The sequence below is a fragment of the Sphingomonas sp. GC_Shp_5 genome (assembly GCF_026540855.1).
Lineage (GTDB): Bacteria > Pseudomonadota > Alphaproteobacteria > Sphingomonadales > Sphingomonadaceae > Sphingomonas.
This window is the reverse complement of sequence record NZ_JALNUP010000019.1, coordinates 1-12,144: the sequence shown is the minus strand read 5'-3', so window position 1 is coordinate 12,144 and position 12,144 is coordinate 1. Positions and strand designations below refer to the sequence as shown.

9 protein-coding genes are annotated in these 12,144 nt (G+C 68.8%); all 9 read right to left on the bottom strand.

All coding sequences use genetic code 11. From position 1 onward, the window contains the following. Positions 1 to 9 precede the first annotated feature (9 nt). A complete protein-coding gene (locus OXR60_RS14575; protein ID WP_267396663.1) occupies positions 10 to 939 on the bottom strand; it encodes a DNA-binding response regulator in 930 nt (309 codons plus the stop codon). Continuing rightward, complete coding sequence (locus OXR60_RS14570) at positions 926 to 2,365, bottom strand: ATP-binding protein (protein ID WP_267396662.1); 1,440 nt, start codon at positions 2,363 to 2,365, stop codon at positions 926 to 928. Before OXR60_RS14570 ends, OXR60_RS14575 begins: the two co-directional genes overlap by 14 nt. Then, positions 2,362 to 4,143 (bottom strand): allophanate hydrolase, encoded by a 1,782-nt coding sequence (gene atzF, locus OXR60_RS14565; RefSeq protein ID WP_267396661.1) that lies wholly within the window; start codon positions 4,141 to 4,143, stop codon positions 2,362 to 2,364. Before atzF ends, OXR60_RS14570 begins: the two co-directional genes overlap by 4 nt. Beyond that, positions 4,140 to 7,745, bottom strand: coding sequence for an urea carboxylase (uca, locus tag OXR60_RS14560; RefSeq protein WP_267396660.1), 3,606 nt, complete (start codon positions 7,743 to 7,745; stop codon positions 4,140 to 4,142). The genes atzF and uca overlap by 4 nt, the downstream gene beginning before the upstream one ends. After that, entirely contained in the window at positions 7,745 to 8,368 is a 624-nt protein-coding gene (locus OXR60_RS14555; protein WP_267396659.1) for an urea amidolyase associated protein UAAP2, read from the bottom strand. Before OXR60_RS14555 ends, uca begins: the two co-directional genes overlap by 1 nt. Before the next feature lie 4 nt (positions 8,369 to 8,372). Beyond that, complete coding sequence (locus tag OXR60_RS14550) at positions 8,373 to 9,182, bottom strand: urea amidolyase associated protein UAAP1 (RefSeq protein ID WP_267396658.1); 810 nt, start codon at positions 9,180 to 9,182, stop codon at positions 8,373 to 8,375. After that, on the bottom strand, positions 9,179 to 9,967 hold the full coding sequence (locus tag OXR60_RS14545; RefSeq protein WP_267396657.1) for an ABC transporter ATP-binding protein: 789 nt from the start codon (positions 9,965 to 9,967) through the stop codon (positions 9,179 to 9,181). The genes OXR60_RS14550 and OXR60_RS14545 overlap by 4 nt, the downstream gene beginning before the upstream one ends. After that, positions 9,964 to 10,782 carry an ABC transporter permease subunit gene (locus tag OXR60_RS14540; protein WP_267396656.1) on the bottom strand — a complete coding sequence of 273 codons (819 nt, stop codon included), beginning with the start codon at positions 10,780 to 10,782 and terminating at the stop codon, positions 9,964 to 9,966. Before OXR60_RS14540 ends, OXR60_RS14545 begins: the two co-directional genes overlap by 4 nt. Before the next feature lie 146 nt (positions 10,783 to 10,928). Next, positions 10,929 to 11,999 (bottom strand): putative urea ABC transporter substrate-binding protein, encoded by a 1,071-nt coding sequence (locus OXR60_RS14535; RefSeq protein WP_267396655.1) that lies wholly within the window; start codon positions 11,997 to 11,999, stop codon positions 10,929 to 10,931. Positions 12,000 to 12,144 lie beyond the last annotated feature (145 nt).

The window sequence follows — 12,144 nt, the reverse complement described above, 5'->3', positions numbered from 1 at the left end:
GGGCTGGCCCTAGCGCGTCAGGGTGGTGACCGCGATCGCCGTGGCCGACGCGCGATTTTCCACCCCCATCTTCTCGAAGATCTGTTCGAGATGCTTGTTCACGGTGCGCGGGCTGATCTGGAGGATCTCGCTGACCTCGCGGTTCTGCTTGCCGCGGCTGATCCACAGCAGCACCTCGGCCTCGCGCGAGGTCAGCCCGTGCTGTGCGGCGAGGATCGTCTTCTCCTCGCCCTCGTGACGCTCGGACAGGCGGAACACCCATTGCCCCGCGGCGGTGCAGCGCAGCAGGCCGGCTTCCAGCGTGCGCTCGCCCGCGGCTACCATGACGCGGGCGCCCGGTGTTGGCGCGCGCGCCTGCAGCTCCCGCAGCGCCGACAGGAAGGGGGCCGGCAGCGCGCCCGATGCGGACGACCAGCCGGGAAACAGCCGCTCGAGCATGTCGGCCGCCGCCGGGGTCAGCCAGTGCGGCTCCCCTGCCCCATCGACCGCCAGCGCCGGGCGACCGCTCGTGTCAAGCGCAAGCTGGCTGCCGTGGGCGACCCGCGCGGTGGCGAGGTGAACGCGGATCCGCGCCAGCAGTTCGTCGATCACGATCGGCTTGCCGACGAAATCGATGCCGCCGGCGTTGAGCCCGCGCACCACATGCTCGGTTTCGGTAAGCCCCGTCATGAAGATGATCGGCAGGTGCTGGAAGGCAGGTTGGGCCTTGATCCGTCGCGTCGTCTCGAAGCCGTCAAGCTGCGGCATCACCGCGTCCATCAGGACGAGATCGGGGGTGACGCTCTTCAGCAGATCGAGCGCGGCGAGGCCGTCTATCGCGATCAGCACGCTCATCCCTGCGTCCTCCAGCGTCGCGGTGAGGAAGCGCAGTGCCTCTGGCGTGTCGTCGACCACCAGGATCGTCGGCCGGGTCGGCTCGCGGGATCTAACCTGCGGCATCGTCGATCGTCTTCAACAGCGAGCGGAGGTCGAAATCACCCAGCTGGCACCGGAGCACCGCGACCAAATCGGCGGCGGCCGGTACGGCCTTGTCGAGGTCGTCGAGCGCGCGCTCGATTCCACGGACATGCCCGACCTTGGCGACGCCGCGCAGCTGCTCGAGCCAGGGCCGGGCCTCGGACGGAAGGGCGTCAGACGATATGGTGGAAGGCCGCGGCGCCTCGCGCGGCGCAGTCGCCTCCGCCCTTTCCCAGCGCAGATCGAGCTGGCTGCCGATCAGCGTCACCAACGCGTCGAGCTCGACCGGTTTGGTCATGAAGGCGTCGTGGCTGCTGCGGCCATCGCCGCCGGCCTGGATCTCGTGAGCGTCGGCCGAGACCATGACGATGCGGAGCGCGCCCTGATGGTCGGCGCGGAGCCGCGCCGCGACCTCCCACCCGCTGATCCCGGGCATCTGGATGTCGAGCAGGACGATGTCGGGCCGCGATGCCGCGGCGCGTGCCAGACCGTCCACGCCATCCGCGGCCGTCGCCACCTGGAAGCCGAGCGCCTCCAGCAGCGAGCACAGGATCGTGCGCTGCGCGGGATCGTCGTCGATCACCAGCACGCTGCGCCGTGGCCCTTCATAGCCGATGATGCGCGTCCCCTGCCCTGCTGCCTTGGCGGCGAAGACGGGGGCAGGCAGCATCACCCTGAACCGGAACACGCTGCCGACGCCGGGGGTGCTGGTCACCGCGATGTCCCCACCCAACACGCTGGCGAGCACCCGAGTGATGGCGAGACCGAGCCCGATCCCCGGCTGAAGCTGCGCCTCCGCCGAGCTGCCGCGATCGAAGGGAGCGAACACGCGCTCCAGGTCATCGGCGGCGATGCCGATACCGGTGTCGCTCACCGCGACGTCGGCGACCTGGCTGCGATAGCCGACGGTCACCGCGACGCTGCCCGCCTGGGTATATTTGATCGCGTTGGACACCAGGTTGATCAGGATCTGGCGCAGCCGCTTTCCATCGGCCTTGACCTCTACGGGCAGCCTCGGATCAATCTCCAGCGTCAGGGACAGTCCCTTGGCCGCCGCCTGCATGCGGAACATGTCGATGACATGGTGCAGCATCCCGCGAAAATCGACCAGATCGGCGCGGATCGTCAGCACGCCGCTTTCGATCCGCGAGATCTCGAGCAGTCCCTCGACGAGATTGGTGACATGCTCGGCCGAGCGGCGGATGATCGTTCCCGCCTCGGCGCCCGAGATGCCCTGGTCGCGCTCGAGCAGCTGGGCATAGCCGTAGATCACGTTCAGCGGCGAGCGGATCTCGTGGCTGACCGCGACCAGATAGCGGGTCTTGGCCTCGTTCGCGGCCTCGGCGCTCGCCTTGGCACGCTGAAGCGCCTCCAGTGCCGGTGCAGTGGGTACGTCCTGCGGGATCATGATCCCCCCGGGCGTTGCAGCGTGTCGATATAAGCGCGCCAGCCGCCGAGGTCGGTGATGTCCGCAGCGCCGGCGATCGCGCGGGGTTCGGCAACGAAGCCCTTGACGGTCGATCCATCGGCGAGCGTGACCGAGCCGATCGCGAGCGGTGCGGGCACCTCGACGACGAAGCTGCCGAACGCGGCGACGTCGAGCTCATAGACCTCCACCTTGATCGCGGCGCCGTCGGCGTCATGGATCAGCGCGGGCTTGGGCGGCGTCGAATTGGCAATCGCGTAGAGCTTGTAGGTCGGCGCGGTGGTGGTCGCGGTGACGAGACGCGCATTCCTGGAGGTGAGCTGCCAGTGGAGCGGCATGCCTTCGAGATGAGCGCCGACAACGGCGAGCTTTACGGTTTCCATAGGGTCCTCGATGTTCAGGGGCGGAGGTGGGGAAAGATCGGCCGCCGCCAGATAGGCCTCGCCGGCGTCGAGCAGCGCCTGATCGGTCCAGGCGGGTGCGATCAGCGTGATGCCGAAGCCGGTGCCATTGTCGCGCCAGCCCGCGGGCAGCGCCAGCGCGGCCATGTCGAGCAGGTTCACGAAGTTGGTGTACATGCCGAGGTTGCTGTTGAGCGCGATCGGCGCCGCGCGCATCTCGGCGATGCGGTAGATGGTCGGCGTGGTCGGCAAGGCGAGCAGGTCGATGTCCCGCCACATCGCCTCGGCGAGGCGCTGCAGCGCGGCGAGGCGATACTGGCCCTCGAACACGTCGACGCCGCTGATGGACCTGCCCTCTTCCATGATCGCGCGGACCGTGGGGTCGATCGCCTCGGGGTGGTCGTCGAGCAGGGGCAGCGCGGCGGCAGTACGCTCGGCGACCCAAGGACCACCGTAGAGCAGCATCGCGGCTTCGCGGAGCGGGGTGATGTCGATGTCGACCAGTTCGGCGCCGTCCGCAGCCAGCGTCGCCAGTGCCTGTTCGTACAGCCGCTCGGCGGCGGCGTCGCCGAGGAAGAGGCGTTGGTCCGGGCGCGGCACGCCGATGCGGCGCGGGGCGATGGGGCGATCCTCCTGGGGACGCGAATAGGAGTCCGTCGCGTCGAAGCCGGCGACAGCGGCATCGATCATGCGCGCGTCGGCGATATTGTGCGCAAGGACGGTGATGCAGTCGATCGTGCGGCAGGCGGGGACGAGACCGGTCGTGCTCCAGCGACCCTTGGTCGGTTTCATGCCGACCAGGCCGTTGAACGCGGCGGGCACGCGGCCCGAGCCTGCGGTATCGGTGCCGAGCGCGAAGGCGACGAGCCCCGCCGCGACTGCCACCGCCGAGCCGGAGCTCGAGCCGCCGCTGACATAGGCGCGATTGAACACGCAGGCGGGTGCGCCATAGGGGCTGCGCGTGCCGTTGAGCCCGGTGGCAAACTGATCGAGATTGGTCTTGCCGATCGCAATCGCGCCGGCCGCAATAAGGCGTTCGACCACTTCCGCCGAGACGGCAGGGGTATAGGCAAAGTCGGGACAGGCGGCGGTGGTCGGCACGTCGGCGAGATCGATGTTGTCCTTGATCGCGAACGGCACGCCCGCGAGCGGCAGGATCTCACCCGCGGCGATCCGCGCATCGACGCGGCTGGCGGCGGCAAGCACGTCGGCGTGGGCAATGCGGGTGATCCACACGGCGGGCTGGACCGCGGCATAGGCGTCGATACGCGCGAGCGCCTCGCCGGCGACCGTCACCGCGTCGGTCTGGCCGGATGAGACGGCGGCGGCGATGGCGCCGACTTCAAGGACGTCCGTCATGCCACCTCCACCGCCAGCATCGCGCCGCCGGGTGCGAGCGGCTGCTTTTCCTGCACATACAGGCGGCGCACCGTGCCGCTGACCGGGCTGGTCACGGCCGATTCCATCTTCATGGCCTCGATCACGGCGATTGTCTCGCCCGCCGTGACATGCGCACCCTCGGCGACGAGCAATTTCCACAGGCTGCCGCCGAACGGGGCTTCAACCAGCTCGCAGCCGTCGGGCAGGTCGATCTCGGCGACCGCGGCGCCGCCACCGGCCTCTTCGGTCAGCGCGGCAACGCGGTCGAACTCACCGGAACGCTCCCAGTCGGCGCGCTCCTCGTCGAACGCGGCCTGTCGCTGCGCCTGGAACGCGTCGATCGAGCCGGCATTGTCGGCGAGGAAGGCGCGATATTCGGAAAGGCGGAACACCTCCTCCTCGATGCGAATCGCGCGACGGCCGAGCGGAAAGTCGCGGCGCCATTCGGCCAGCTCGTCATGGCTGACGGGGAAGAAGCGGATTCGGTCGAAGAAGCGCAGCAGCCACGGTTTGCCGTCGCGGAACGCGTCGGTTTGGCGCCAGGCGTTCCACACCTGAATGGTGCGGCCGAACAGCTGGTAACCGCCCGGGCCCTCCATCCCGTAAATGCACATATAGGCGCCACCGATGCCGACGACGTTGGGCGGGGTCCAGGTGCGCGCCGGATTGTACTTCGTGGTGACGAGGCGGTGGCGCGGGTCGATCGGCGTCGCCACCGGCGCGCCGAGATAGACGTCGCCGAGACCCATCACGAGATATTCGGCGTCGAACACGATCCGCTGAACGTCGTCGATGCTCTTGAGCCCGTTCACGCGGCGAATGAACTCGATATTGTCGGGGCACCAGGGCGCGTCGTCGCGCACCGACTCCATGTACTTGTCGATCGTCTGGTAGATCGCCGGATCTTTCCACGACAGCGGCAGATAGACGACGCGCGAGGGGATCTCGAAATCGTCGAGCCCGCCGAGCCGATCCTCAGCCGCGGCGAGCGCGTCGAGCAAGGCGGCCTGGCTCAGCTGGCGGCTGTCGTAATGGATTTGCAGCGAGCGGATGCCGGGCGTCACGTCGATGATGCCGGGCAGGCCCAACGTGTCGATCTCGAGCATCAGCGCGTGGACGCGCAGCCGCAGCTCGAGATCGAGCATGATCGGGCCGTATTCGACGAGCAGGTTGCGATCGCCCTGCTGGCGATAGGTGACGGCGGGGCGCACGCCCTGCGCGTCGATCGCGCGCAGGATCGGCGAGCCGAGATGGTCTGCCACGTCATGCGCCGGCGCGCCGGCGAGCGTGGCGACCAGTTGATCCTGCGCCACTTCGGCGGCGACCGCGGTTGCATTGTCGATGGGGAGGAAGCGGACGCTGTCGCCGGGGGCGAGCTGGCCGACCTTCCACAGATCCGCCTGCGCGACCACGAACGGGCAGACGAAGCCGCCGAGCGACGGGCCGTCGGGGCCGAGGATGATCGGCATGTCGCCGGTGAAATCGACCGCGCCGATCGCATAGGCATTGTCGTGGATATTCGACGGATGCAGCCCCGCCTCGCCGCCGTCCTGGCGCGCCCAATGCGGCTTGGGGCCGAGCAGGCGCACGCCGGTGCGGTTGGAATTGTAATGCACCTTCCACGCGGTCTCGCGCAGCATCGCGATGTCGTCGGGCGTGAAGAAATCGGGCGCGCCATGTGGGCCGTAGAGCACCGCCAGCGTCCATTCGCGCGTGATCGCGGGCTGGTCCGCGGGGGCCAGCGCGGCGGTCGGTGCCTGCGCCGGATCGGTGCGGGCGAGGTGCAGCGTGTCGCCGGTCATCACCGCGCGACCGGCATGGCCGCCGAACTCGCCGAGCGTGAAGGCGCTGCGGCTGCCGAGGAACAGCGGCACGTCGAGCCCGCCCGCGACCGCGATATAGCCGCGCATGCCGCCGCCGGTGACGCGTCCGATCTTGAGCGTCTGGCCGGCGGCGATGTCGATGGGGAGGTAGGTAGCGACCGGCGCGCCATCGAGGCTCGCACCGAAGTCGGCGCCGGTCAGGCACAGGCGCGTGGGCGTGTTGAAGAACAGCGTCGGCCCGGCGGCGGTGATCTCGAGTCCTGCGGTGCCCTCGTCGTTGCCGAGCAGGCGGTTGCCGAGGCGGAAGGCGAGCGCGTCCATCGGCCCCGACGGCGGCACGCCGATGTCCCAGAGCCCCAGGCGGCCGGGATAGTCCTGCACCGTGGTCGAGGCACCGCCGGCGAGCACGCGGATCGTCCGCGGCGTATAGGCGATGTCGGCAAGCGCACGTGTCGATACTTCGCCGCTGGTGAACACGTCAGAGCGCACGACGGTACGCAGCCAGTCGAGATTGGTCTCGATTCCGGCGATCATCGTGTGGTCGAGCGCGTCCTGGATCGCCGCCACTGCGGCGTCGCGCGTAGGGGCGGTGACGATCAGCTTGGCAAGCATCGGGTCGTACCAGGCCGACACCTCGGTGCCGGCGGCGATCCAGCTGTCGACGCGCGGGCCTTGCGGGAAGGACACGCCGACGAGGCGGCCCGAGCTCGGGCGGTAATCCTGCGCGGGATCCTCGGCATAGAGGCGGATCTGGATCGACGCGCCCTCGGGCTTGGCCTCGAAGCCGTTGAGGAACGCGAAGTCCCCGGCCGCGCCGCGCACCATCCAGGCGACGAGGTCGACGCCGGTCACCTGCTCGGTGATGCCGTGCTCAACCTGCAGCCGGGTGTTGACCTCGAGGAAGAAGAAGTCGTCGCGTTCGGAATCGTAGAGGAACTCGACCGTCCCCGCCGAGAGATAGTGCGCGGCGCTGGTGAGGCGCACCGCGGCGTCGATCAGCGCCTGCCGCGTGGCGGCGGGGAGCAGCGGCGCCGGGGTTTCCTCCACCACCTTCTGGTTGCGGCGCTGGAGCGAGCAATCGCGTTCGCCGAGTGCCACGACATGACCGGCGCCATCGCCGAACACCTGCACCTCGATATGCCGCGCACGCGCGACATAGCGTTCGAGGAACACGCCGCCGTCGCCGAAATTGCCCGCGCCGAGGCGGGCGACGGTGGCGAAGCCCTCGCGGATGTCGGCTTCGTCCGCGCACACCTTCATGCCGATGCCGCCGCCGCCGGCGGTCGCCTTGAGGATCACGGGGTAGCCGATCGCGGCGGCTGCCTCGACTGCCGCGTCCTGATCGCGCAGCAGGTCGGTCCCCGGCGCGAGCGGCACGCCCTGTGCGGCGGCGAGATCGCGCGCGGTATGCTTCAGCCCGAACGCGCGGATATTGTCGGGCGTCGGGCCGATAAAGGCGATGCCGCGCGCCGCGCACGCTTCGGCGAAGGCGGTGTTCTCGGACAGGAAGCCGTAGCCCGGGTGGATCGCCTGCGCGCCGGTCGCCTCGGCCGCGGCGAGGATCGCCTCGACATTGAGATAGCTTTCCGCCGCGGGCGCGGGGCCGATGCGCACAGCTTCGTCGGCCTGCGCGACGTGCGCGGAGCTGGCATCGGCGTCGCTGAACACGGCGACCGAACCGACGCCCATGTCCTTGAGCGTACGGATGATGCGGCAGGCGATCGCGCCGCGATTGGCGATAAGGACTTTCGTGAACATCACGCCGACACCAGCATGCGCACGGGCGTCGGGTTGAAGCCGTTGCACGGATTGTTGATCTGCGGGCAGTTGGAGACGACGACGATCACGTCCATCTCCGCGCGCAGGTCGACCGTCAGCCCCGGCGCCGAAATGCCGTCGACGATCCCGAGCGTGCCGTCGGCCTCGACCGGCACGTTCATGAAGAAGTTGATGTTCGACACCATGTCGCGCTTGCCGCGGCCGGCGCGGACATTCGCGTCGAGGAAATTGTCGACGCAGCTATGCTGCGACTTGGTGTGATGACCGTAGCGGAGGGTGTTGGATTCGCAGGAGCAGGCGCCGCCGATCGTGTCGTGATAGGCGACGTTGGTGCCGGTAATCGTCATCATCGGGCGCCCTTCGTTGGACAGAAGCACCGTACCCGTCCGCAAGAACAGGTTGCGCTGCGCCGCGATCGTGTCCTGCGCGCTGTAGCGCTCGGCATCGTCGGCGGCGGCGTACATCAGGAAGTCGACCGCCTGATTGCCCTCGAGATCGATGATGCGCAGCGTCTCGCCGGCGTTGATGCGGTGCATCCACGGCGCGCGCGCAGGCACGGTCTCGTCGTGGCGGATGGTGCCGGGCATGGTCATGGTGGTCATCTCTTCAGCGCGCATACAGATCGTCGGTGTTGAGGAAGGCGCGCAGGCCCTCCGGCGTCGCGGTGCGGATCGCGTCATCGGCCGCCGCCGGGTCGCCGCGCCAGGCGGTCGCGCGCAACGGGGTGACGGCATAGCCGGGCCGTGTGTCGAGCACATGGGGGCAATTGGCGATCACCACGATCAGCTCCATCTCGGCGCGCAGCAGCAGCGTGCGCCCGACCGCGAACGGACCGATCTGCGGCTCGGTGGTGCCGTCCTCAGCGACGCGCACGCCCTTGAACCAGTTGATGCAGGGGTGGACGTCCTTGCGGCCGAGCCCGTGCTTGGCGACGCCAAGCATGAAGCGGTCGCGGGCGTTGGGCTGCGATCCATAGTTCTTGCCACTGCCGTAGGTCCGCGCGTTCGAGGCCTCATTGGAGGCGCCGCAGAACGCATCGTGAGTGCCGGCATCGTCTTCGAGGATGCTCATCATCACCCGGCCGAGATCCGACAGCAGCAGGCGGCCGGCACCGAGATAACCGTTCCACTGCACCTTCAGCGTGTCGGCGACGTTGAGCCGCTCGGTGGGCATCTCGGCGTTGAACAGCAGCATCGAGGCGCAGGCATCGCCGGCGAGATCGATCAGCCGCAACCGGCTGCCGCGCGCCACGCGGCGTGATGCATAGCCGCCCGCGGCGATCGTCTCTTCCCAGGTGACGGTGCCGGGCGCGTCGGCCGCGGCGGCGGGGAGCGTCGGCATCGCCTCGACCCTTGTGCCCGCCATGGCGCGGGCGTGTTCACGGGCGCCGGACGGATCGGCGGTGCTGGTCGTCATGCGAGGTCTCTCTGTGCAAGCTCGCCGCCGAGCGCGTCGACCAGCGCCGGCGGCGGCAGGGTCTTGCGATCGAGCGACAGATCATAGGTCACGGTGGCGCCGAAGCGGTGCGGCGCATGCGGGTCGTGCCGGCGCTTGTCGAAGGCGAGCACGCGGGTGCCGAGCTTGAACGCCTCGCCGATGTCGTGGGTCACCATGACGATGGTCAGCCCATGCTCGGCCCACAATCGGGTGATCAGCGCGTGCATGTCGAGGCGGATGCCGGGATCGAGCGCGCCGAACGGCTCGTCGAGCAGCAGGACCCGCGGGTGCTTGACGAGCGCCTGCGCGATCGCGAGCCGCTGCTGCATGCCGCCCGACATCTGCGCCGGGTAGACATCGAGGCTGTGCTCGAGGCCGACGGCGGCGAGCATCGCGATCGCGGTGTCGCGCGCCGCGCGCCGCTGCGCGCCGAACAGCCGCGCCGTCACCGGCGCCTGCGCGCATTCGATCCCGAACAGGACGTTGCCGAGCGCGGTGAGGTGCGGGAACACCGAATAGCGCTGGAACACGACGCCACGATCCGGGCCGCATTCGGCGCGCATCGGCGTGCCCGCCAGCAGCACCTGGCCCCGGGTAGGCGCCTCCTGCCCCAGGATCAGTCGCAGGAAGGTGCTCTTGCCGGCACCTGATGGGCCAACCACGGCGACGAAGCTGCCCTCATTGAGCTGGAGCGAGACCCGCTCGAGCACGATCTTGTCGCCATATTCGACCCAGATGTCGCGCAATTCGAGCAGCGGGATCATCGGCCGCCTCCGTGCGCCCAGGGGAAGGCGCGCCGGCTGACGAACAGCAGCAGCGCGTCTGCCAGGATCGCGAGCAGCGAGATCCAGGCGACATAGGGCAGGATGATGTCCATCGCGAAATAGCGACGGACCAGGAAGATGCGGTAGCCGAGCCCGACATCGGAGGCGACCGCCTCGGCGGCGATCAGGAACACCCAGGCCGGGCCCATCGACAGCCGCAGCGCCTCGATCAGCCGCGGCATCAGTTGCGGCAGCGCGACCCTGATCGCCATCTGCCAGCTGTTCGCGCCCAAGGTCTGCGCCTTGGCGAACTGCTCGGCGGGCAGCCCGGCGACGAAGCCGGTGAGGTCGCGGGTCATGAACGGCGCGATGCCGATCGCGATCAGCGCGATCTTGGAGGCCTCGTCGAGCCCGAGCACGATGAACAGGATCGGCAGCACCGCGACCGGCGGGATCACCGCGACGATGGCGACAACCGGCCCCAAGATGGCGCGGGCGAGCGGCACGGTGCCGAGCAGCAGTCCAAGGATCAGCGCGCTCGCGGTGGCGATGGCGAGCCCAATGCCGAGGCGGTACAGGCTCGCCAGCGTGTCGGCGACGAGCACGATGCGGTCGCTAGCAGGGTCGCGATCGGTCGTGAAGCCGTGGACGGCCTCGGCCATCGCCGCGAAGGTCGGCAGCACCTTGTCGGCGGGATTGCCGGCGTGCCGCGCTTCCGAGGCGACGAGGTACAGCAGCAGCAGCGCGAGGATCGGCAGCGCGCCGAGCAGCAGCCGCACCGTCCGCCGCGGACGCAGGTCGACCAGCCGCGTCACGGCCGGCGCCGCGTCGGCAAGCGATCAGAATGGACAGGCAGCAGCTTCATCGCATTCCCACATTCCGTGCGGCGCCCTGCGGGCGCATCGCCTCCTCCGCCGAGACCCCCTGCCCCGGCGTCGCCGTTCCGTCGCTTGGCGCTAGGCTACAGCTTGCCGTCCGCCGCCAGCTTCATGTAGCTCGGGTCGAACCGCAGCTTGATGTTCTTGGGATCGCCGAGCGCCTTGCCGCCGGGGAAGCTGATCCCGATCGCGTCGACCGACTTGGCGCTCGGCCCGAACAGGCCATGTGCGAAGCTGAACTGACGAACCCGGTCGGTGACGGTGACGAGATCCGGATTCTCGGCATAGGCCACCGCATCCTGCGCGCGGGCATAGAGATGCGTGGTCTTGAGCTGATCGTCGAAGCTCGCCTCGCTGGTGCCGGCGGCCTTGGCCATCGCAGCGCGGGCGGCGCGGCCGGTGGCGTCGTTGCGGGCCATGATCGCCATCGTCTCATACCAGATGCCGGCGAGCGCCTTGCCGAGGTTCGGATTGGCTTTAAGCGTCTCGGTGCTGACGTTGAGCGTATCGAGGATCTCGTTGGGGATCTTCGAGCTGTCGAACACCTCGGTCGCACCCGGCGTCGCCCGGATCGTCGACAGTTGCGGGTTCCAAGTGGCAACCGCGGTGACGCTGGGCGAGGCGAAGGCGCCGACGATATCGGCATCGCCGGTGTTCACCGTCTTGACGTCAGCCAGCTTGAGGCCGTTCAGCTCGAGGCCGCGGGCAAGCAGGAAGTGCGACACAGACAACTCGACCAGCTTGACCGAGCGGCCCTTGATGTCGGCCATGCTGCGGCCGTCCTTCAGCACCACGCCGTCATTCCCGTTGGAATAATCGCCGATCAGCAGGACGGTGGTATCCTTGCCGCCCGCCGCCGGGATGGTGAGCGCATCCATGGTCGTCGCGACCACGCCATCAAGCTTGCCGGCGGCATATTGGTTCACCGACTCGACATAGTCGTTCACCTGCAGCACGCGGATGTTGATGCCGTACTTGTCGGCCCATTTCTTCACGATCCCCGCCTGCTGGGCGTAGGGCCATGGCATCCAGCCGGTGTAGATCGACCAGCCGATCGTGAAATCCTTCTTGGCGACGCCCGCGCCCGCGGCTGTCGAGCCGGCCGGCTTGCTGTTGCAGCCGCCGAGCGCCAGCAAGGCGGCTATCGCCGCCACGCCGCCAAGCCACGATCGACCTACCATAAACGCGTCCCTTCATCAGCCTGACGCGACCCGACACGGCGGCGCCCGACAGGCGGACGCGGCCAAATCAGAACAGCAGTTCAAGGCATTACCCCTGGCAATAGGGTTGCCGCGGTAC